Annotated in this window: 13 protein-coding genes; 5 read left to right on the top strand and 8 right to left on the bottom strand. The window is 68.5% G+C overall.

What is annotated here, in order from left to right; genetic code table 11:
- The first annotated feature begins 72 nt into the window (after positions 1-72).
- Positions 73-1,728: an FMN-binding glutamate synthase family protein gene (locus ACH46_RS06730; RefSeq protein ID WP_062395074.1), complete on the top strand. Its 1,656-nt coding sequence runs from the start codon at positions 73-75 to the stop codon at positions 1,726-1,728.
- Between the two features lie 7 nt (positions 1,729-1,735).
- Here ACH46_RS06730 and ACH46_RS06725 read toward each other — a convergent pair whose 3' ends face one another.
- The 5 genes from ACH46_RS06725 to prpD are packed head-to-tail and all read right to left on the bottom strand — an operon-like array spanning position 1,736 to position 9,373.
- Positions 1,736-2,341: an NUDIX hydrolase gene (locus ACH46_RS06725; protein ID WP_062392238.1), complete on the bottom strand. Its 606-nt coding sequence runs from the start codon at positions 2,339-2,341 to the stop codon at positions 1,736-1,738.
- A 21-nt stretch (positions 2,342-2,362) separates the two neighbouring features.
- A complete protein-coding gene (locus ACH46_RS06720) occupies positions 2,363-5,758 on the bottom strand; it encodes a pyruvate carboxylase (RefSeq protein WP_062392237.1) in 3,396 nt (1,131 codons plus the stop codon).
- Positions 5,755-6,957, bottom strand: a complete 1,203-nt coding sequence (locus tag ACH46_RS06715; protein WP_062392236.1) for a bifunctional 2-methylcitrate synthase/citrate synthase — start codon at positions 6,955-6,957, stop codon at positions 5,755-5,757. Before ACH46_RS06715 ends, ACH46_RS06720 begins: the two co-directional genes overlap by 4 nt.
- A 3-nt stretch (positions 6,958-6,960) precedes the next feature.
- Positions 6,961-7,869: a methylisocitrate lyase gene (gene prpB / locus ACH46_RS06710; RefSeq protein WP_062392235.1), complete on the bottom strand. Its 909-nt coding sequence runs from the start codon at positions 7,867-7,869 to the stop codon at positions 6,961-6,963.
- A gap of 1 nt (position 7,870) precedes the next feature.
- Positions 7,871-9,373, bottom strand: a complete 1,503-nt coding sequence (prpD, locus tag ACH46_RS06705) for a 2-methylcitrate dehydratase PrpD (RefSeq protein ID WP_062392234.1) — start codon at positions 9,371-9,373, stop codon at positions 7,871-7,873.
- Between the two features lie 119 nt (positions 9,374-9,492).
- Between prpD and ACH46_RS06700 the strand changes: the two genes are divergently transcribed.
- Positions 9,493-10,896 carry a short-chain fatty acyl-CoA regulator family protein gene (locus ACH46_RS06700; protein ID WP_062392233.1) on the top strand — a complete coding sequence of 468 codons (1,404 nt, stop codon included), beginning with the start codon at positions 9,493-9,495 and terminating at the stop codon, positions 10,894-10,896.
- A gap of 7 nt (positions 10,897-10,903) precedes the next feature.
- On the opposite strand, the gene ACH46_RS06695 is transcribed toward ACH46_RS06700, so the two are convergent.
- Positions 10,904-12,538 carry a PucR family transcriptional regulator gene (locus ACH46_RS06695; protein WP_193392947.1) on the bottom strand — a complete coding sequence of 545 codons (1,635 nt, stop codon included), beginning with the start codon at positions 12,536-12,538 and terminating at the stop codon, positions 10,904-10,906.
- Between the two features lie 106 nt (positions 12,539-12,644).
- Between ACH46_RS06695 and ACH46_RS06690 the strand changes: the two genes are divergently transcribed.
- Both ACH46_RS06690 and putP read left to right on the top strand, forming a co-directional pair.
- Entirely contained in the window at positions 12,645-16,178 is a 3,534-nt protein-coding gene (locus ACH46_RS06690) for a proline dehydrogenase family protein (RefSeq protein WP_062392232.1), read from the top strand.
- A gap of 197 nt (positions 16,179-16,375) precedes the next feature.
- A complete protein-coding gene (gene putP / locus ACH46_RS06685; RefSeq protein WP_062392231.1) occupies positions 16,376-17,923 on the top strand; it encodes a sodium/proline symporter PutP in 1,548 nt (515 codons plus the stop codon).
- Positions 17,924-17,935: 12 nt separating this feature from the next.
- Here the strand turns inward: putP and ACH46_RS06680 are convergent, their stop codons facing one another.
- Positions 17,936-19,153 (bottom strand): PucR family transcriptional regulator, encoded by a 1,218-nt coding sequence (locus ACH46_RS06680; protein ID WP_062392230.1) that lies wholly within the window; start codon positions 19,151-19,153, stop codon positions 17,936-17,938.
- Between the two features lie 118 nt (positions 19,154-19,271).
- Between ACH46_RS06680 and ACH46_RS06675 the strand changes: the two genes are divergently transcribed.
- The gene (locus ACH46_RS06675) at positions 19,272-20,789 is read left to right on the top strand and encodes a flavin-containing monooxygenase (protein ID WP_062395071.1); all 1,518 of its coding nucleotides are present in this window, start codon (positions 19,272-19,274) and stop codon (positions 20,787-20,789) included.
- 72 nt (positions 20,790-20,861) lie between these two features.
- Here the strand turns inward: ACH46_RS06675 and ACH46_RS06670 are convergent, their stop codons facing one another.
- Positions 20,862-22,085 (bottom strand): acyl-CoA dehydrogenase family protein, encoded by a 1,224-nt coding sequence (locus tag ACH46_RS06670; protein WP_062392229.1) that lies wholly within the window; start codon positions 22,083-22,085, stop codon positions 20,862-20,864.
- Between the last annotated feature and the right edge of the window lie 49 nt (positions 22,086-22,134).

Genomic DNA, 22,134 nt, shown 5'->3' with positions numbered 1-22,134 from the left:
CCCCTGCTTCACACCGGTTGCCGACCTACTGTGGGAGTCACGAAGTCCCCCGTCGACGGTGAGGAGAGTGCAGTGGTGCGATGGTTGTCGGTTCTCGGTGTCGGAGCGGTGGCCGCGCTGTCGCTGCTGCTGGTCTTCCTCGTCTCCCCGTGGTGGCTGTTCCTCACGGTGCCGATCGCACTGGTCTCCGCGGTCGGCGTCTACGACCTGATCCAGGCGCGACACAGCATTCTCCGGAACTATCCGATCCTCGGGCACTTCCGGTTCCTGCTGGAATCGATCCGCCCGGAGATCCAGCAGTACTTCATCGAACGCGACACCGACGGCACCCCGTACGACCGCGAGACCCGCACCACCCTGTACGAGCGGGCCAAGGACATCAAGGACGTCGACCCGTTCGGCACGCAGCGCGACGTGAACGCCGTCGGCTACGAGTACGTGCAGCATTCGATCGTGGCGCAGCCCGCTCCCGAGGGCACCCCGCGCACCCGCATCGGCGGACCGGACTGCACGCAGCCCTACGACATGGCGATGTACAACGTGTCGGCCATGAGTTTCGGCTCGCTGTCGGCGAACGCGATCCTCGCACTGAACGGCGGCGCCGCCAAGGGCGGTTTCGCGCACGACACCGGTGAAGGAGGCCTGTCTCCCTACCACCTGCGGCCGGGCGGCGACCTGATCTGGGAGATCGGCACCGGCTACTTCGGCTGCCGCACCGCCGACGGCCGGTTCGATCCCGACCAGTTCCGGGAGAAGGCGGCCCATCGGCAGGTCAAGTGCATCTCGATCAAACTCTCGCAGGGTGCGAAACCCGGCCTGGGCGGTGTGATGCCGGGGGCCAAGGTGACCGCGGAGATCGCCCGGATGCGCGGCGTCCCGGTCGGGAAGACCGTCGTCTCACCGCCCTCGCACAGCGCCTTCCACACCCCGGTCGGGCTGTGCGAGTTCATCGCACAGCTGCGGGAGCTCTCCGGCGGCAAACCCGTCGGCTTCAAACTCTGCGTCGGATCCCGCAGCGAGTTCCTCGGGATCTGCAAGGCCGTCCGGAAGACCGGGATCGCACCGGACTTCATCATCGTCGACGGTTCTGAGGGCGGCACCGGCGCCGCGCCGATCGAGTTCGAGGACCACGTCGGTATGCCGCTCACGCAGGGCCTGATGACCGTCCACAACGCACTCGTCGGGACCGGGCTGCGCGACCAGATCCGGATCGGCGCCTCGGGCAAGATCACCAACGGCATCGACATCGTCAAGCGGGTCGCCCAGGGTGCCGACTTCACCCTCGCCGCGCGGGCGATGATGATGGCGGTCGGCTGCATCCAAGCGCAGCAGTGCCACACCAACAAGTGCCCGGTCGGCGTCGCGACGCAGGATCCGCGACGCGCCCGCGCGCTCGACGTCCCCGACAAGACCGAGCGGGTCTACAACTTTCAGCGCCACGTGGTCGACAACGCCAAGCAGTTCGTGGCGTCCATGGGCCTGGAGAGCTTCGACGACCTGCACCCGTCGATGCTGATGCGCACGGTCACCGCCAACACCTCGCAGTCGTACGCGGAGATCTACGAGTGGCTCACGCCCGGCCGCCTGCTCGACGACGCCCCCGACTCGTGGCGTCAGGACTGGGAGTTCGCCAGCGCCGACGCATTCGTCCTCACCAGCGAGCACGTCCCGGACCCGTCGCGTCGTGCGCCGATGCACGGCGGCACCGACCACCCGCTGGCGGTGTGAGGAGGGCTCACTTCCAGGCGAAGACCGGCTGCTCCAGGTCGTGGACGCGGGTGTCCCGGCCGGCGAGGACCACCTCGGCGAACTGGTAGATCACCGCGGCCGTCGGCGCGTGGACGCGTCCGCCGGCGATGTTGAGGGCCACCAGCGTTCGCGGCGACTCCGGGATCCGACTGAAGACCGGCGGGCGACGCAGTTCATCGAAGGTGATGAAGAACAACTCGTCCACCTCGGCCGGGCTCGGCGCGACCGGAGGGTCGTCGTCCACCCAGCAGACGATCGGCGTCATCAGGTAGCCCGACCGAGTCTCGTAATCGTCCAGCACGCCGAGGACGGCCTCATCCCCGAGCTCGATACCGATCTCCTCGTGCAGTTCGCGCAGCGCCGCCTGCGTCGCGTCCTCGCCGGGATCGAGGCGACCACCGGGCAGCGCGAACTGGTACGAGTGGTTCCGCAGCGACTTCGGCCGACGGGCGATGTAGATGCCGCGGTCCACGCCCCGACGGACGACGGTGATGGCCACCGCTGATGCGCGGAGACGACCGTCGTCGTTGTCGATCACCCGACGCGTCCACGCGTCGATCCGCTCCTGTGCCTCCTGCCGCGTGATGTCCATGCTCTATCTCTACCCCGTCGGTCAGCCGATCTCGACGAGCAGATCCCCCGGCGCCACCTCCGTCACGCCTCCGACGGCCACCCGCTTGACGACGCCGCCGATCGGCGCAGTGATCGAGGCCTCCATCTTCATCGCCTCGATGGTGCCGATGGTCGCGCCGGCGGGGACGGAGTCCCCCTCGGAGACCGTCACCGTGACCACGCCCGCGAAGGGCGCGCCGATCTGGCGCGGGTCGCCGCGGTCGGCGCGTTCGGCGACGACGGTCGACGGCTCGACGGACCGGTCCTCCACCAGCACCGGACGCAAGGTTCCGTTCACAGTGAACAGCACTGTCCGCCGTCCCAGGTCGTCGGGTTCGCCGACGGCTTCGATGCCGACCAGCATCTCGCTGCCTGGTCCCAGCCGGACGCGGTGTTCCTCACCCGGCCGCAGGCCGTAGAAGAACTCCGTCGCCGACAGTCGAGAGGTGTCGCCGAAGCGCGCGCGGTGGTCGGTGAAATCCTCCGCAGGCCCGGGGAACAGCAGCCGGTCGAGCGCCCGACGCCGCTGTGGTCCCGGGCGGCGCAGCACCGCCTGGTCCTCCGCCGCGAGATCAGCGCTCGGCGCGGTGCGCGATCGTCCCCCGAGGACCTTGGTGCGTAGCGGCTCCGGCCAGCCCGCCGCCGGAACTCCGAGGTCGCCGGACAGGAACCCGATGACCGAGTCGGGCACATCGTGCGCCGACGGATCGGCGGCGAAGTCCTCGGCGCTGATCTGCTGAGCGACCAGAGACAGTGCCAGATCGCCGACGACCTTCGATGACGGGGTCACCTTGATCGGCCGCCCGAGCAGCCGGTCCGCGTCCGCGTAGGCCTGCTCGACCTCCTCGAACCGATGCCCGACGCCGAGCGAGATCGCCTGCTGGCGCAGGTTCGACAGCTGTCCGCCGGGGATCTCGTGCTCGTAGACACGGCCGGTCGCAGCGCCGACTCCCGATTCGAAGGGGGCGTACACCCGGCGCACGGCCTCCCAGTACGGTTCCAGCGAACACACGGCACCCAAGTCCAGCCCGGTGTCCTGTTCGCCGTTCTCCAATGCCGCCACCACCGCCGACAGTGACGGCTGGCTCGTCGTGCCCGACAGCGGCGCGCTCGCGGCGTCGACGGCGTCGGCGCCCGCGGCGATCGCCGCCAGGTAGGTCGCCACCTGTCCGCCCGCGGTGTCGTGGGTGTGCACGTGGATCGGCAGATCGAACTCTCGGCGCAACGCCCCGACCAGGGCCGTCGCGGCCCGTGGACGCAGCAGTCCGGCCATGTCCTTGATCGCCAGCACATGCGCGCCCGCATCGACGATCCGCTGCGCGAGGCTCAGGTAGTAGTCGAGCGTGTACAGATCCTCCCGCGGATCCGAGAGGTCTCCGCTGTAGCTCATCGCCACCTGGGCGACCGCGGTTCCCGTCTCCCGGACCGCGTCGATCGCCGGCCGCATCGCGTCGACGCTGTTGAGGGCGTCGAAGATGCGGAAGACGTCCACACCCGTCGCGGCGGCCTCGGCGACGAATCCGCGACAGACGTCGTCCGGATAGGGCGTGTACCCGACGGTGTTGGCGCCACGCAGCAGCATCTGCAGACAGATGTTCGGCATGCCCTCGCGGAGCTTCTCCAGCCGCTGCCACGGGTCCTCACGCAGGAACCGGAGTGCGACGTCGTAGGTCGCACCTCCCCAGCATTCGACGGACCACAGTTGCGGAGTGAGTGCCGCGACGTGACGAGACACCGCGTCGAGCGCACTGGTGCGCAGTCGGGTCGCGAGCAGCGACTGATGGGCGTCACGGAACGTGGTGTCGGTGATCGCCACCGCCTTCTGGTTCCGCAGTGCCCGAGCGAACCCCTCCGGTCCCAGCTCCAGCAGTTGCTGACGCGAGCCGGCGGGCGGCCGGGCCAGTCGACTCGTAGGAACTGCGGGCAGCTTCGAGGTCGGCCTGACCGACGTCGGTGCGTCGCCGTGCGGCCGATTCACCGTCACGTCGGCCAGGTAGTGCAGCAGCTTGCCGACATCGTCTCCCTGGATGTGCCCGTCGAGCAGCTCGGGATGCGTTTGGATGAACGACGTCGTCGTCCCGCCTGCCAGGAATTCCTCGTTCTCCAGGACCGCACGCAGGAAGCCGATGTTCGTCGTGACACCGCGGATCGAGAACTCCCCCAGCGCGCGGCGTGCCCGGGCCGCCGCGGTCGGGAAGTCCCGCCCGCGACAGGTCAGCTTCACCAGCATCGAGTCGAAGTGACCGGTCACCTCGCTGCCCAGCGCCGCGGCGCCGTCGAGCCGGACGCCCGCTCCGCCCGGCGCCCGGTAGTCGCGCACTCGGCCGGTCTGAGGCCGGAACCCGTCGGCCGGATCCTCGGTGGTGATGCGGCACTGCATCGCGGCGCCGTGCACGGTGATCGTCTCCTGGCTCAGGCCGAGATCGGCGAGCGATGCGCCACCGGCGATCTGCAGCTGCGCCGACACCAGGTCCACATCGACGACCTCTTCGGTCACCGTGTGCTCGACCTGGATGCGCGGATTCATCTCGATGAAGAAGTGCTGCCCGCGCTGATCGAGCAGGAACTCGACGGTACCCGCACAGGCGTAGCCGATCTGCTGTGCGAAAGCGACGGCGTCGCGGCAGATCCGCTCGCGCACAGCGGAATCCAGACCGACGGCCGGCGCGATCTCGACGACCTTCTGATGACGCCGCTGCAGACTGCAGTCCCGCTCGTACAGATGGACCACGTCGCCGTGGGTGTCCGCCAAGATCTGCACCTCGATGTGTCGCGGCTCCACAACGGCCTGCTCCAGGAACACGGTCGGATCGCCGAAGGCCGTCTGGGCTTCGCGGCTCGCGGAGGTCACCGCGTCGGCGAGATCCCCGATGCGTTCCACGCGACGCATTCCGCGGCCGCCGCCGCCCGCGATCGCCTTGACGAAGACCGGAAAGGTCATGTTTGCGGCGGCCTCGACGAGCTCGTCGGGATCCGACGACGGCGCCGAGCCCGCGAGAACCGGCAGGCCCGCTTCACGAGCCGCCTGCACCGAGCGCTTCTTGTCGCCGGTCAGGTCGAGGACCGAGGCGGCCGGACCGATGAACGTCACACCGTTCTCGGCGCACGCCCGAGCCAGCCCCGCGTTCTCGGACAGGAAGCCGTATCCCGGATAGACCGCGTCGGCGCCCGACCGGAGAGCGGCGCCGATCATCTCCTCGACCGACAGGTACGCCTTGACCGGATGTCCGGGCGTGCCGATCTGGTACGACTCGTCGGCTTTGAAGCGGTGAATGCTGCCGCGGTCCTCGTGCGGGTACACGGCCACGGTGCCGATTCCGAGGTCACGGGCCGCGCGGAAGGCGCGGACCGCGATCTCCCCCCGGTTGGCGACGAGGATCTTCGCTACGCCGCTCATGCCGGCACCGACCGCTGCTGCGGGCCCGAATAGGCGGACAGCGGACGGATCAGGGCGTTGGACTCGGTCTGCTCGATGATGTGCGCCGTCCACCCCGTGACCCGGCTCATGACGAACAGCGGGGTGAACATCGGGATGTCGAAGCCCATCAGGTAGTAGGCCGGACCGGTCGGGAAGTCGAGATTCGGGCGAATTCCGGTGCGGGACGCCATCTCGTCTTCGAGCTCGGCGTAGATCTTCAGCCATTTGGTCTCACCGAGGTGTTCGGACACCTCCCGCAGCGCCTGATACATGGTCGGCACGCGCGAGTCGCCGCGCTTGTAGACGCGATGACCGAAGCCCATCACCTTCTCCTTGGCGGTGAGCTTCTCCTCGAGCCAGCCACGCGCCCGCTCTGGACGATCGATCTCGATCATGTCGTGCATGACGGCCTCGTTGGCGCCGCCATGCAGCGGTCCCTTCAACGCACCGATCGCAGCGGTGACGGCACTGTAGATGTCCGATCCCGTCGACGTCACGACGCGGGCGGCGAAGGTCGACGCGTTGAAGCTGTGCTCGGCGTACAGCACCATCGACTTCGCAAAGGCTCGAACGATCACTTCGTCGGGCACTTCGCCGAAGCACATGTACAAGAAGTTCTCCGCGTAGCCGAGACCGTGGTGCGGAGCGATCGGTTCGAGCCCGCGGCGACGGCGCAGGTCTGCCGCGACGATTGTCGGCAGGACCGCGAACATGCGCTGCGACTTCGCCAGCAGAAGCTCGGTCGTGGAGAGGTCCTCGTCCGGGTCCTCGGTGCCGAGGTAGCTGATCATCGTCCTGACGACGTCCATTGGGTGGCAGGTCTCCGGCGTGCGGGCCAGGACGCTCTGCGCCGACCGGTCCAGCCGTCGCGCGGCTCGCTCCCGTTGCGAGAACTGCTCCAACTGCAGATCGTTGGGCAGTTCTCCGTGCCAGAGCAGATACGCCACCTGCTCCATCGAGCACTTCTCGGCGAGTTCGGGCACGGGGTATCCCCGGTAGGTCAGCGTGTTGGTCTCGGGCACCACCTTGGAGATCGCGGTGGTGTCGACCACGACGCCGGCCAGGCCCTTGTAGATCGCGTCGGTGCCGGCCTTCGGTCCGGTGGTCGACGATGCAGCAGTTTTCGGTGCAGGGGTATTCGTTGCGGCGGTGTTCGGTGCGGCGGTGTTTCCGGTCATGAGCTATGCCCCCGGTCGGGTGTAGGTGAACAGTTCGGTGTCGAAGTCGTTGTAGTCGGCGTAACGAAGGAACTCGTACAGGCGGGCCCGGTGCTGCATACCGTCGAGAAGCCCCTCCTGGGTCCCCTTCTCGGCGATCTCACGCAGGCCCGCCTCGACGGCGCCCATCGCGATCCGCAACGTGGTGACCGGGTAGATCACCGCGTTGTAGCCGAGGTCGCGAAGCCGGCTGGCGGTCAGCAGTTCGGACTTGCCGAACTCGGTCATGTTCGCCAGCAGTGGCGCGTCGACCTCTCGCCGGAAGCGTTCGAACTCCTCCGCGGTCGCCAGCGCCTCGGTGAAGATCAGATCCGCGCCCGCGTCGACGTAGGCCTTCGCCCGGTCGATCGCGGCGTCGAGCCCTTCGACACCCCGAGCGTCGGTGCGCGCGCAGATGACGAAGTTCTCGTCGCGTCGCGCGCCGACCGCGGCGCCGAGTCGACGCAGCATGTCCGGCACCGGCACCACTTCCTTGCCGTCGAGATGGCCGCACCGCTTGGGGTTCACCTGGTCTTCCAGATGGCATCCCGCCAGGCCCGCGTCCTCGAGCGTCGCCACGGTTCGGGCAGCGCTCATCGGCTCACCGAAGCCGGTGTCGGCGTCGATCAGCGTCGGCAGATCGGTGGCGCGGGCGATGGCCCCGCCGCGCGCCGCGACCTCGCTGAGGGTGGTCAGACCGATGTCCGGCAGACCCAGGTCGGCCGACAGCGCCGCGCCCGAGACGTAGACGCCTTCGAATCCCGCGTCGGCGACCATCTTGGCCACCAGCGGCGAGAACGCGCCCGGCCATCGTTGCAGGTCGCCGGAGTTCAGTGCCTCGCGCAGTCTGGTTCGTTTCTCGGCGTCGCTGACGCCCGAGGAGAAGACCGACATGTCAGAGGATGCCCTTTCCGGTCTCGGGCGCGGAGGCGAGGACGTCGGCGAGCACGCTGACGTTGAGCGCGTCCAGACCGCCCGCCGGGATCTCGGCGAGACCGGTCACGGCGGCGGTGAACCGCTCCTGCTCGGCCGGGTCGACGACGCCGTCGGCCATCCGGGCGAACTTGGCGAGGTACTGTTCGCGGGCGAACGGCCGGGCGCCCAGCGGGTGCGCGTCGGCGACTGCGAGCTCATCTTCGATGACCTCGCCGCTCGCGAGCGTGACGACGGCACGGGCGCCGAAGGCCTTCTCACTGGGGTCGGTCGAGTGGTATCGACGTGTCCACTCGGGGTCCTCGACGGTGGAGATCTTCTTCCAGAGCTCCACGGTGTCCGGACGAGCAGCGCGCTCCGGGGCGTACGAGCGCTCGTGGTCCCACACTCCGTCTTGCAGTGCGACAGCGAAGATGTACATCACCGAGTGGTCGAGCGTCTCGCGGCTGGCGGTCGGGTCGAACTTCTGCGGGTCGCCCGAGCCGGTCCCGATCACGTAGTGGGTGTGGTGGCTGGTGTGCAGCACGATCGACTCGATCTGGCTCAGGTCGCCGATCCGCTCGCGCATGCGGCGAGCGAGGTCGATCGGCGCCTGGCTCTGGTATTCGGCCGAATGCTCCTTGGTGTAGCTGTCGAGAATCGCACGCTTGGGCTCGTCCGCACCGGGAAGCGGAATGATGTATCGCGCGTCCGGTCCCCCGAGGAGCCAGGCGATCACCCCGTCCTCACCCTCCCAGATCGGCGACGGCGCTCCCTCGCCCCGCATCGCGCGGTCGACGGCCTCGACGGCGATCTTGCCCGCGTGCGCCGGTGCATAGGCCTTCCAGCTTGAGATCAGTCCCTTGCGCGACTGTCGGGTGGCGGTCGTCAGGTGCAGTGCTTGACCGACGGCCTGGTAGATGGTGTCGGTGTCCAGTCCCAGCATGGTGCCCAGTCCGGCGGCGACCGACGGCCCCAGGTGCGCGACGTGGTCGATCTTGTGCTCGTGCAGGCACATGCCCTTCACGAGGTCTATCTGGATCTCGTAAGCGGTCGCGAGCCCGCGGATCAGATCGGCGCCGCTGGCTCCGACCCGTTGTCCGACTGCGACGAGCGCCGGGATGTTGTCACCGGGGTGCGAGTATTCGGCGGCGAGGAAGGTGTCGTGGAAGTCCAGTTCGCGGACGGCCACGCCGTTGGCCCAGGCGGCCCACTCCGGGGCGTACGAGCCCTCGATGCCGAACACCGTCGAACCACCGTCGAGCGGCCTGCTCTGCGCCTGCCTGCGGGCACTGGTGACGGGGCGACGTGCCACCGAAGCGGCGCTGACCGCAGCGTTGTCGATGATGCGGTTGGCCACCATGGCGGCGGTGTCATCGGGGACGGCGACCGGGTCCACGGCGACCTGAGCGATCTTGTACGCCAGGTGATCGGCGAGCGGGAATTCTTCTGCGCTGCGGTGGGTACGGACTTCGTGGTTGATCATATTTGCACCGTACGCAGACAACAATGACCACCGAAAGCCCTGGCAAATGCGTATTTTTGCGGACAGTCCCGCCGATGTTTGCAAATGTTGCGGACATGGCACCGGCTACAGTCTCGGGTATGGCGAAGACTTACGTGGGCCCTCGGCTCCGCCGACTGCGCGAGGAGCTGGGGCTGTCTCAGGCCGCGCTTGCACGCCGCCTGGATCTGAGCACCACGTACGTCAACCAACTCGAGAACGACCAGCGGCCGATCACCGTCTCGGTGCTCTTGACGATCACCTCGACCTTCGACCTGCCGCCTGACTTCTTCGCCGGATCCGGCGACGCTCGACTGACCGCCGACCTCGCCGATGTGATCCTCGAGCAGGGAGAGAAGATCAGCCGCGCCGAGGTCGCTGAACTCGTCTCCCGAATGCCCGGCGTCGGGTCCGCGCTGGTGGGAATGCACCGACGGCTTGCCGCCGCCTCCGCCGAACTCGAAACTCTCCGTGCCCGTTCGGGTGACGATTCGATCGAGGTCAACCTCACCCCGTTCGAACAGGTCCGCGACTACTTCTACGACCGTCGTAATCACATCGCCGAACTCGATCTGGCCGCCGAACAGCTGTTCGTCGACGCGGGGCTGTCGGTCGGCGGTCTCGATCTGCAGTTGGCCCAGCTGCTCCAGGACCGTTTCGGGGTCCGTGTCCAGATCGCTCCCTCGGAACAGGCGGCCGGCCCCAAACGCGTCTACGACGAAGGAACCGCGACTGTCGTTCTGGCACGCAGCCTGTCGGCCGGACAACGCGCCTTCCAACTCGCCACCCAGGTCGCGTTGCTCTCGCAGTCGGCCGAGATCAGCCGCTTGGTCGCGGCGGCGGAGGACCTCGACCCGGCGTCGATCCCGGTCGCCCGAGTCGGTCTCGCCAACTACTTCGCCGGCGCGCTCGTGCTGCCGTACACCGAATTCGCGGCGGCCGCACGCGAACTCCGCTACGATGTCGACCTGCTCAGTCGTCGTTTCGAAGTCGGCTTCGAGACCGTCTGCCATCGCCTCTCGACGCTGCAGCGGCCGGGCGACCGCGGAATCCCATTCATCTTCGTGCGCGTCGACAAGGCAGGGAACATCTCCAAGCGCCAGTCCGCGACAGCCTTCCACTTCTCCCGGGTGGGTGGCAGCTGCCCCCTGTGGGTGGTTCACGACGCCTTCGCGACGCCCGGGCGCATCCGTACTCAGGTCTCACAGATGCCTGACGGGCGGAGCTACTTCTGGTTGGCGCGCACCATCGACAATCGGTCCGGCGGTCACCTGTCGACGCCGTCGGACTTCTCCATCGGACTCGGCTGCGACCTCGCACATGCCGAAGACCTCATCTACGCGACGGGAATCGACCTGACCGACGAGCGCACAGTGGTCCCGATCGGCGCGGGATGCAAGGTCTGTCCCCGCCCGGAGTGCTCCCAGCGCGCCTTCCCGATGCTCGGTCACGGCATCCACATCGACGAGCGGATCAGCGACTCAGTGCCGTACCGCCCGTCCTGACCCGACCTCACCGAGTCGCACGACTCTCGCCGCGCCCGCGGACGGCGAGACCGATCTCGGTGAGCAGGCGGTCGTCGGCGTCGTCCAGGCGCAGACCCGAGAGCTGCTGGGCGCGGTCGATGCGATAGCGGAGGGTGTTGGCGTGGATGCCGACCGACCGGGCGGCGTCACGAACGTTGCCGTGCGCCGCGAGGTAGGCGGCGACCGACGACACGAGGTCGCCGTCGTGCGCGGCGTCGTAGTCGACGAGCGTGGACAGTCGCGGGTCGGCGAGGTCGTCGCGTTCGGACAGCACGGACAGGATCTCCCCCAGCAGCACCGCGGTCCGCGACTCGGCGAGCGTGGTGACACGTGCGGGATCGGCGTCCGACGCGGTCGCGGACAACACCCGATCCACCTCGGCGCGGCCGGAGGGGACCTCGTCGAGTCCGGCCAGCGGCATCACGACCGCCGCCCGCAGGATTGCGCCTGCGAGGATCGGATCGCCGTCGAACCGGGTGACGAGCCCGCGGGTCCACCGGATGATCGCCGCCGAACCGGTCGCAGGCAGCAGGATGTAGGCGCGCCCGTCGAGGACGGTGGTGAGCGCTGCCGCAGCGAACGCGCTGGCGTGCAGGCGAAGCGAGCCGCCGACCGCAGCGATCACATCGTCGTGATGGGCCTCGTCGCCGCCGATCGCGGCGATGGCGACCACGGCCACCGGCTCGTCGACCGACCACCGGAGGTACGCGCCGGCCGAGGACGCGTCGATGCCGCCGTGCGCGCCGAACAACCGCTGCACCAGTTGGCCCTCGGTCGACGGCGCCTGCATCTCGCGGGTCAGGATCCGTGCGGCGATCGCGGCGGCACCGCGCAGGACGTCGGGTGCGTCGTCGGTCAGCGGCCCGACGCCCTCCTGCACCCAGATGGAGCCGAGGTGGCGACCCGACCGGGAGTGCACGCCCACGACGAGGCGGCGCCGCATGCCGTGGTCGGGGTGTTCGGGTACGTCGACCACCTCACCGCCGCGCCGGATGGCGTCGAAGACGCCCCACTGGCGGAGCAGATCCAGGTAGGCGGGCGGACCGGCCCGCCCGAGGATCGTCTGCACGCGGAGGTCGTCGGCCTCCCCCTTCGACGGCGAGTACGCCAGCACGCGGGCACTGGTCGCGTCCTCGATGGACACCAGGCCGCCGGTCCCGTGGGCGATCAGTCCGACCAGCCCCACCAGGTCGACGTCCACGGCGTGCGCCAGCGCACCGGACGCGTCATCGACGACGCCGCGATCGAGCAGCCCCTGGACCGTGGTGAGGACCCGATCCCAGCGGGCCCGCCCGTCCACGACGACCACCGCGACGCTCGCCTTCTCGGCAGCGGCCTCGATGCCCGGCGGATCGGTCTTCGTGAGGATCACGATCGGTCGGTGCGCCACCTGCGCGGGCTCGACGAGCGCATGCAGCCAGTGGATGATCGTGTCGCCGTCGACCCCGACGAGGAGCACCGCGTCGGTGATCGCATCGGGTTGCGCGGCGAGGTCGTCGCCGTCGACCATCGAGACCGTCCGAATCCGCAGTGCCGCATCGGGAGTCAGCGGAACCCGGGCGACGGCGGTATCGAGCGCCGCGACCATGTCGAGCACCGAGACGGACGGTTGGATCACCATGCCTGCCGAGTCTGCCACCCCTACTGGACATCTGTACAAGGAATGGCCGTTCGGTTCGTGTATTCCGACAACGACACGAGGGGCCTGGACGACGTGTACTGACAGCATGACCACTGCGCACGCCATCGACCCCGCCGCCGCCACCGCTGAACTGGACCAGCTGGCCAAGGCCTCGGAGACACTGGTGACCCGCTGGCTCCGGGAAGCCGAGGCCGCGAAGACCCAGCCGCACGCCTCCGCGCGACGGCTCGCCGCCGTCCTCTCCGACCCCCGCGGCCTCGACTTCACCGTCGGCTTCGTCGACCGGGTCATCGGAACCGAGGACACCGACGCCGCCGCCGAGGCGCTCGCCGAGATCGCCGCGGACACCCCCGACACGCTCGGCAGGCTCGACCGCCTGCAGATCGGCGCCGGCGGAGCCCTGGCGAAGAAGTTCCCGAACATCGTGATCCCGACCGCCCGCGCTCGGATGCGGGCCATGGTCGGCCACATGATCGTGGACGCCCGCGACCGCCAGTTCTCGAAGGCCGTCGCCAAGCTCCGCGAGGGTGGACACCGCCTGAACATCAATCCGCTGGGCGAGGCCGTGCTCGGCGACGCCGAGGCCGACAACCACCTGGCCGACGCCCAGGCGCTGCTGCGTCGCGACGACGTCGACTACGTGTCGATCAAGGTCTCGTCCGTCGCATCGCAGATCTCGATGTGGGCGTTCGACGAGACCGTCGAGTACATCCTGGGCCGGCTGACCCCGATGTATCTCGAGGCCGCGCAGGCCCCGGCGGGCACCAAGTTCATCAACCTCGACATGGAGGAGTACCGCGATCTGGAGCTGACCATCGAGGTCTTCACGCGACTCCTCAGCCTCCCCGAACTGAAGGACTTCGAGGCGGGCATCGTGCTGCAGGCCTACCTCCCCGACGCCCTCGGCGCCATGCAGCGCCTGGCCGAGTTCGCCGCACGTCGCGTGGCCGACGGCGGCGCGGGCATCAAGGTGCGCCTCGTGAAGGGCGCCAACCTGGCCATGGAGACCGTGCACGCCGAGGTCGCGGGCTGGCCGAAGGTCACCTGCCCGTCGAAGAGCGCCACCGACGCCAACTACAAGCTGGTCCTGCACTGGCTGCTGCATCGCGAGAACATGAGCGGTCTGCGCGTCGGCGTCGCAGGCCACAACCTGTTCGACATCGCGTTCGCGCACCTGCTGGCCGACAGCCGCGGCGTCTCCGACCGCGTCGAGTTCGAGATGCTGCAGGGCATGGCCACCGAGCAGGCCGAGGTGCTGAGCAAGGACGTCGGCCGCCTGCTGCTCTACGTGCCGACGGTGAAGCCGAAGGAGTTCGACGTCGCGATCTCCTACCTGGTCCGTCGTCTCGAGGAGAACGCCGCGTCGGAGAACTTCATGTCCGGCATCTTCGGGCTGGCGCCCGGCAGCGAGATGTATCGCCGCGAAGCCGGTCGCTTCAACGACGCCGTCGCCGAGCTGGCACGACAGCTGTCGGCGCACGGGTACGACGCCCCGCGCCCCAACCACGCGCAGGACCGGGCGGCCGAGCAGGCCGTGGAACTCGCCGTCGACGAGTCGCTGCCGATCCCCGCGTTCGCGAACGAACCCGACACCAATGCCGCACTCCCCGCCAACCAGGCGTGGGCACGCGCCGCGATCGCGACCGCCACCCCGCAGTGGCTGGCCGCCCAGGCGGTGCCGCCGGTGGTCGCCGAGGACGAGGTGGACGCCCTGGTGGCGCGCGCCCGTTCCGCGGCGGCCGAGTGGAGCGCACGACCGGCGGCCGAGCGCGCCGCGATCCTGTACCGCACCGCCGACATCCTCGCGCGGCGCCGCGGCCACCTGGTCTCGCTGGCCGCCGCCGAGGCGGGCAAGGCCGTCGCACAGACCGACCCCGAGGTCTCCGAGGCCATCGACTTCGCCCGCTACTACGCGCACCGCGCGCTGGAGCTCGACAGCACCGCCGCCGCGTTCACCCCCGACCGCGTGGTGGTCGTGACCCCGCCGTGGAACTTCCCGATCGCCATCCCGGCCGGCGGCACGTTCGCGGCGTTGGCCGCGGGCGCCGCCGTCATCCACAAGCCGTCCAAGCCGACACCGCACTGCTCGATGGCCGTCCTCGAAGCCCTGTGGGAGGCCGGTGTCCCGCGCGACGTGTGCCAGGGCGTCTTCCCCGACGAGGGCCCGGCCGGTCGCGCACTGATCAGCCACCCCGACGTCGACCGCATCATCCTGACCGGCGCCTCGGAGACCGCCGCACTGTTCACCTCCTGGCGGGAGGAACTGCGGATCAATGCGGAGACGTCGGGAAAGAACTCGCTGATCGTGACGCCGTCCGCCGACCGCGACCTCGCGATCGCCGACCTGGCACACAGCGCCTTCGGCCACGCCGGTCAGAAGTGCTCGGCGGCGTCGCTCGGCATCCTGGTCGGCAGCACGTACGACTCGAAGCGGTTCCGCCGTCAGCTGGTGGACGCCGCGGCGTCGATGGTCGTCGACTGGCCGTCGAACCTGTCGGCGACCGTCGGCCCGCTGACCGAGGACCCGAGCGACAAGCTGCTGCGCGCCCTCACCACGCTCGAGCCCGGCGAGAGCTGGCTGCTGAAGCCGCGCAAGCTCGACGACACCGGCCGCCTGTGGTCGCCCGGCATCAAGGACGGCGTGGCCCCCGGCACGTTCTTCCACCTCACCGAGTGCTTCGGCCCCGTCCTCGGCCTGATGCGCGCCGAGAACCTCAACGAGGCGATCGAGCTGCAGAACGCCACCGACTTCGGTCTCACCGCGGGTCTGCACTCGTTGGAGCCGCGCGAGGTGCGCTCGTGGCTCGACCGCGTCCAGGCGGGCAACGTGTACGTGAACCGCGGGATCACCGGGGCCATCGTCCGCCGTCAGCCCTTCGGCGGATGGAAGAAGTCGTCGGTGGGCCTGGGCTCCAAGGCCGGCGGCCCCAACTACCTGATGCTGTTCGGCTCGTGGGCCGACCGTGCCGGGCAGGTCGACGCGGCCGCACCGGTCGCCGCTCCGCAAACGCCGTCCCTGCGCTCCTTCGCGGAGACGGTCACCACGCTCCTCGACGACACCGACGCGGCCTGGCTGCGCTCGGCACTCGCCGACGACGACCGCGCCTGGGGCATCGAGTTCGGCGTCGCCCGCGACGAGACCGGGTTGGCCTCCGAGGCGAACATCTTCCGCTACCGTCCCGTCGCCGTCGCCCTGCGCGTCACCGCCGACGCGACGCCGGCCCGGGTCGCGCGGCTGATCGCAGCCGCCCGTCGCGCCGGGGCGCCGCTCACCGTGGCACCCGAACTCGGCCTCGACGCCGACCTGACCGCGGTGGTCGACGCGGCGCGGCGGCTGGGTGCTCGTGTCGACGCCCCGACCGATGATGAGTCGTTCGTCGCCTCGGTGACCGCCCGCGGCCTCGCCAGGGTTCGGCTCGCGGCGCCCGCCGGGGCCGGTCTGCGCGGCCTGCTGGCCGGTCGTCCCGAGGTCGCCCTGCTCGACGACGCCGTCACCGCATCGGGTCGCGTGGAACTGCGCTACTGGCTCCACGAGCAGGCGGTCTCGATGACGTTGCACCGCTTCGGAAACGCCGATCGCGCCTTCGTCGAGCTGGCCGCAGAATTGACCGCGAAGTAACTCTCGGCGAACACTTCGTCGATTCGTCCAATGTGGGGGCGCACATCTTGTGCGCCCCCACATGCGTCTGTTCTTGATGATCGGGAAGAATCATCTCCAGCCGGAGAGCTGTGTCACATTGAATCGCAGATGTTGCGCACTGCTCTTCCACTCGAGTCCCGACCGTCCGGTCGGCACCACCCCGAGGAGATGAATACATGACCGTCGCCGGAGACGACAAAGTCATCGCACTGGTCGCTGTCGGGCTGTACTTCGCCGCGATGCTCGGCATCGGCTGGTACGCCTACCGTCGCACCCGCAACGACCTGGACGGCTACATGCTCGCCGGCCGCGGCCTGAAACCCTGGATCGCCGCGCTCAGCGCCGGCGCCTCCGACATGTCGGGCTGGCTGCTGATGGGCCTCCCCGGCGCGATGTACGTGTCGGGCCTGTCGGCGTCGTGGATCATGATCGGCCTGCTGATCGGCGCGTGGAGCAACTGGAAGCTGGTCGCCCCGCGGCTGCGCGCCTACACCGAGATCGCCGGTGACTCGATCACCATCCCGAGCTTCCTGGAGTCGCGGCTGCACGACCGCTCCCGGACCCTCCGCATCGTGTGCGGCGTCATCATCCTCGTCTTCTTCACCTTCTACGTCTCCAGCGGCATGGTGGCGTCCGGCAAGTTCTTCGACAGCTCGTTCGGCGTCAACTACACCACCGGCATGCTGATCGTCTCGGTCATCACGATGATCTACACGCTCTTCGGCGGCTTCCTCGGCGCCTCGCTCACCGACGTCGCACAGGGACTGCTGGTGGTCGTCGCACTGCTGGCGGTGCCGATCATCGGCATCATCGATCTCGGCGGCGTCGGCGCCACCATCGACGGCGTCCGGTCGGTGAATCCCGACGATCTGAGCTTCATCACCGGCAGCACCGTCATCAGCATCATCTCCGCCGCGGCCTGGGGCCTGGGGTACTTCGGCCAGCCGCACATCATCGTCCGGTTCATGGCGCTCCGCACCCCGTCCGAGGCCGGTGTCGCCCGCCGGATCGGCATCGGCTGGATGTTCCTGTGCGCGCTCGGCGCCGTTGGCACCGCGCTGGTCGGCATCGCCTACTTCGCGAAGAACGCCGCGGACGCCCCGAAGGACAGCGAGACCATCTTCCTGGTCCTCTCGCAGTTGCTGTTCCACCCGTTCATCGCGGGCCTCGTGTTGGCCGCCGTCCTCGCCGCCATCATGTCCACGATCTCCTCGCAGCTCGTCGTCTGCTCCTCCGCGCTGATCGAGGACCTGTACAAGCTGGTCGCCGAGAAGACCGGCCGCCCGTCGCTGTCCGACAAGACCTACGTGATCCTCGGTCGCCTGGGCGTCCTCGCGATCGCGGTCATCGCCGCGATCCTCGCGATCTCCCCGTCCAACAGTATCCTGGACCTCGTCGCCTTCGCCTGGGCCGGCTTCGGTTCGGCCTTCGGCCCGGCGATCATCCTCTGCCTGTACTGGCGCCGAGTCAGCACCGCGGGCGTCCTGTCCGGCATCGTCGTCGGCGCCGTCGTCGCCTACGCGTGGGGTCAGTCGTGGCTGAGCGACGAGATGTACGAGATCGTCCCCGGCTTCTTCTCGAGCATGCTCGTCATCGTGGTGGTCAGCATGCTGACCTACCAGCGGGACGAACAGATCGACGACGAGTTCACCCGCGCCGTCGAGCTGAGCCGATCCAAGGCGCCGTACGTGGAGCCGACGCCGGAGGTCCTGGCCGACGCCTGATCCCCAGGCCGGTCAATCCCGCCAGCGGAGCACTTCCAATGCTGCCGCGACCGCCACGGCATTCGCCTGCAGCGGTCGCGGCAGCAGTTCTTCGGCCCGCGCGATGTGGCGGACCACCGTGTTGCGGTGCGTGTAGAGCTGCGCGGCCGCCGCACTCGCGTTGCAACCGTTCGCGAACCACACCCGCATCGACTCGTGAAGGGTCGGGTCGGCCGTCGCGAGGTCGCCGAGCACATGCGTGACGAACTCGTCGAGCCGGGCCAGATCCTCGGTCATCGCCGAGACCAGCGACAGATCGTCGTACCGGGCGAACCGCGCGGTGGACCCGAGCCGGGTCACCAGCTGCCGGGCCTCGAGCGCCTCGAAGTGACTGCGCCGGAAGCCCTCCCGATCCCGTCCCGGCGCACCGACCGCCACGCGGACGTGCGGATGAGCGTCGAGCGTCGGTTCCACCACGATCTCCTCCACCGGCAACCACACCCACAGCTCCGCGGTGCCCGCGACGACAGTGAGGCGACGCGCCGCGCGCGAGTCGGCCATGATCGACTCGCAGACCTCTTCCAGATCGTCGGCCGCCGGACCGCCCTCCGCCGAGACGATCAACGCCGTCTGCGGCCCCTCGATCGAATAGCGCAGCTGCATCTCAGCCCGCGCCGGTGGAATCGGCGCTCCCTCCAGGAGCAGAGCGACCGCCGCACGCCGCTGCGCGTGAGTGTCTCCCGCGAGCTCGGCGCGGGCGACGTCGATCTGCCTCGTCAACTCCCGGACCGTGTCATCGATGAACGTCGCGATGGACGTCGACGTGACCTCCAGCAGTTCCCGCAGGAGCACCGGATCGTCGGTCGAGGCGAAGCAGATCTGCATCCAGATCTGCCACGCCGCGTTCTGTGCGGATCGGAACGAGTCGAGTGCACCAGAGTCGAAGCCGCGGCGGACCAGGTCTCGGATGAACGCCGCGGTCTCGTCGGTGTTGTTCACGCTGACTCGAGCACCGGGATCGGCCAGATTGCTCTCGGCCCAGTGCCGGAGGTTGCCCTCGTTGATGCGGAGGCCGACCGCACGCAGGTCGGAATCGACGACGATCCCCTCCATGCCGGCCGGGTGCATGGCGGCGTCGTTCATCTCCGAAAGCCACTCGGGCGGAGCGTTGAGGACGGCCTCGACACCGGACCTGATCAGGGCCGCGACGGCGTCGCTCGGCACGCGCAATGGAGAGAGATCAGCAGCCATGTGGTCGATTATGCACTTCGCGATCCGCCATCTCGGTTCGTTTTACACTTGCATTTCACCCACAATGACAACGATCATTGGTAAAGAAGCCACAGACCTTCGGATGAACGGAACCTCCATGACCACCGAACCGACCGCCACCGCGTCGATCCTGAGCGGCGAGCCCCTCGACGTCGCCATCCTCGGCGCAGGCATCTCCGGCATCGGCGCAGCCCACTACCTGACCGTCGAGCATCCCGGTCGCCGGTTCGCGATCCTCGAGTCCCGCGACACCATCGGCGGCACCTGGGACCTGTTCAAGTACCCCGGCATCCGCTCGGACTCGGATCTGCACACCTTCGGATACGAGTTCAAGCCGTGGACCGATCCGCAGGCGATCGCCGACGCTCCGCGCATCCTCGACTACCTCCGTGAAGCGGTCGCCGACGACGATCTGGAGTCGAAGATCGCCTTCAACCGTCGCGTCGTATCCGCCGACTGGTCCGACGACGAGCAGCTGTGGACGCTGACCGTCCAGCACTACGACACCGGCGAGAGCTCGGAGGTCAAGGCCCGCTGGGTGTTCGCCGGCACCGGCTACTACAACTACGCCGAGGGCTTCACCCCCGAGTTCCCGGGCACCGACTCGTTCGCCGGCCAGATCATCCACCCGCAGCATTGGCCGGAGGACCTCGACTACCGGGGCAAGAAGGTCGTCGTCATCGGTTCCGGCGCCACCGCGGTGACCCTGGTTCCGTCGATGGCGGGCGATGCCGCGCACGTCACGATGCTGCAACGCACCCCCACCTACGTGATCCCGCTGCCGCGCAAGGATCCGATCGCCAACACCATGAAGACCGTGCTGGGCGACAAGCGCGGCTTCGCCCTGAGCCGCCAGAAGAACATCTGGCAGCAGAAGTTCTTCTACAGCTTCTGCCAGAGTCACCCGAAGCTGGCGCGCAAGGTGATCCGCTCCACCAATGCGGCGCTCCTCCCCCGCGACTTCGACATCGACACGCACTTCAACCCGCCCTACGACCCCTGGGACCAGCGCCTCTGCGTGGTGCCGGACGGCGACCTGTTCCGGGCACTGAAGAAGGGCACCGCGTCCATCGCGACCGGTCGCATCAAGACGTTCGTCGAGAACGGCATCGAACTCGAGGACGGCACCGTCCTCGAGGCCGACATCGTCGTCACCGCGACGGGCCTGAATCTGCAGATGTTCGGCGGCCTGGAGCTGCACCGCAACGGCGAGCCGATCGCGCTCCGCGACACCATCGCCTACCGCGGCGCCATGCTGTCGGGCGTCCCGAACTGGACGCTCGCCATCGGTTACACCAACTCGTCGTGGACCCTGAAGATCGGGCTGCTGTGCGAGTACCTGTGCCGCATCCTCACCCACATGGACGAGGGCGGCTTCACCTCGGTCGAGGCGATCCCCGACCCCGGCATGGAGACGCGACCGCTCCTCGACTTCGGTGCCGGCTACGTCAAGCGTGCCCTGGACCGCCTGCCCAAGCAGGGCGTCGCAGAGCCGTGGACCATGACCATGGCAGTCGCCGCCGACGTGAAGCAGCTGCGCAACGGCGAGGTGGACGACCGCTTCCTCAACTACCGCAAGGCCACGGAGAAGGCGCCGGAGACCGTCGACGCCTGACGATCGCCCGTACGACGGCGCCCTCCGAGAACACGTCTCGGAGGGCGCCGTCGTCGTACGGTCTTCACCCGATCACTGCGCCAGCAGCCCCTTGGCGACGTGGGTCACCTGGATCTCGTTGGAGCCGGCGTAGATCATCAGCGACTTGGCGTCGCGCGCAAGCTGTTCCACGCGGTATTCGGCCATGTACCCGTTGCCGCCGAACAGTTGGACGGCCTCCATCGCGACCTCGGTGGCCGCCCGCGAGGAGTACAGCTTCATCGCCGACGCCTGTGCGAGCGTCGGCGGCTTGCCTGCCTTCGACGCCTCCATCGCGACGAAGAGCATGTTCTGCACGTTGAGGCGCGCGATCTCCATCTCGGCGAGTTTGAGCTGGATCAACTGGAACTTCGCGATCTCCTGTCCCCACAGGGTGCGGGTCTTCGCGTACTCGAGCGAGAGTCGCTGGCACTCGTTGATGATGCCGAGCGAGAGCGCGGCGATGCCGATCCGCTCGGCGGTGAAGCCGGCCTTGGCGCTGTCGCCGCCGCGCTTATCCGAGCCGGTGTCCTCGGTCTCGCCGAGCAGTCGGTCCTTGCTGACGCGGACGTTGTCGAAGAAGAGTTCCCCGGTCGGCGAGCTCATCATGCCCATCTTCTTGAACGCCTTGCCCTGGGTCAGCCCCTCCATCCCCTTGTCGAGGACGAAGGTGAGGACTTTCCGGTCGCGCATCGGGGTGCCGTCGCCCTCGTCGAGCTTGGCGAAGACGACCATGGTGTCCGCGTAGGGGCCGTTGGTGATGAAGGTCTTGTTGCCCTTGAGGATGTAGTCGTCGCCGTCGCGGCGGACCGTCGTCTTCATGCCGCCGAGCGCGTCGGAGCCGCTGTCGGGTTCGGTGATCGCCCACGCGCCGACCTTCTCCATCGTCACCAGTTCCGGCAGCCAGCGCTTCTTCTGCGCCAGGGTGCCGCGGCTGCGGATGGTCGAGACCGTCAAGCCCATCGACACGCCCATCGACGCGATGAGCCCCAGACTGACACCGGCCATCTCCATGTTGAGGATGAGGAACATCGAGTTGGCGAGGCTGGTGGAGCCGCCCTTGGCTCGTTCTTCGCCCGCCTCCTCGGCGGCGATCTCCTTCTGCAGGCTCTCGGCGTTCATCGCGTCCATCCCGAAGGTCTTCAGCATCTTGCGGAGGATGTCGTACGGCGGGAGCGTCCCGGATTCCAGGGCGTCGACGTTCGGCCGCACCTCCTTGTCGATGAAGCCCCGCACGGCCTCACGGACCATCACATCTTCTTCAGACCACTCGAACATCAAGCCTCCAAACTAGAACACGTTCCACTTGAGGTTCGACGGTACCCTG

This window comes from Gordonia phthalatica (assembly GCF_001305675.1).
Classification (GTDB): domain Bacteria; phylum Actinomycetota; class Actinomycetes; order Mycobacteriales; family Mycobacteriaceae; genus Gordonia; species Gordonia phthalatica.
Note: the sequence above shows the minus strand (reverse complement) of the source record. Positions and strands in the feature narration are given on the sequence as shown.

Bases quoted from the DNA above. Each gene is read 5' to 3' on its own strand.
- ACH46_RS06720 (WP_062392237.1), bottom strand. From the start codon at position 5,758: ATGAGCGGCGTAGCGAAGATCCTCGTCGCCAACCGGGGGGAGATCGCG.
- ACH46_RS06675 (WP_062395071.1), top strand. From the start codon at position 19,272: ATGACCACCGAACCGACCGCCACCGCGTCGATCCTGAGCGGCGAGCCC.
- prpD (WP_062392234.1), bottom strand. From the start codon at position 9,373: ATGATCAACCACGAAGTCCGTACCCACCGCAGCGCAGAAGAATTCCCG.
- putP (WP_062392231.1), top strand. From the start codon at position 16,376: ATGACCGTCGCCGGAGACGACAAAGTCATCGCACTGGTCGCTGTCGGG.
- ACH46_RS06680 (WP_062392230.1), bottom strand. From the start codon at position 19,153: ATGGCTGCTGATCTCTCTCCATTGCGCGTGCCGAGCGACGCCGTCGCG.
- ACH46_RS06695 (WP_193392947.1), bottom strand. From the start codon at position 12,538: ATGGTGATCCAACCGTCCGTCTCGGTGCTCGACATGGTCGCGGCGCTC.
- ACH46_RS06725 (WP_062392238.1), bottom strand. From the start codon at position 2,341: ATGGACATCACGCGGCAGGAGGCACAGGAGCGGATCGACGCGTGGACG.
- ACH46_RS06715 (WP_062392236.1), bottom strand. From the start codon at position 6,957: ATGACCGGAAACACCGCCGCACCGAACACCGCCGCAACGAATACCCCT.
- prpB (WP_062392235.1), bottom strand. From the start codon at position 7,869: ATGTCGGTCTTCTCCTCGGGCGTCAGCGACGCCGAGAAACGAACCAGA.
- ACH46_RS06690 (WP_062392232.1), top strand. From the start codon at position 12,645: ATGACCACTGCGCACGCCATCGACCCCGCCGCCGCCACCGCTGAACTG.
- ACH46_RS06670 (WP_062392229.1), bottom strand. From the start codon at position 22,085: ATGTTCGAGTGGTCTGAAGAAGATGTGATGGTCCGTGAGGCCGTGCGG.
- ACH46_RS06700 (WP_062392233.1), top strand. From the start codon at position 9,493: ATGGCGAAGACTTACGTGGGCCCTCGGCTCCGCCGACTGCGCGAGGAG.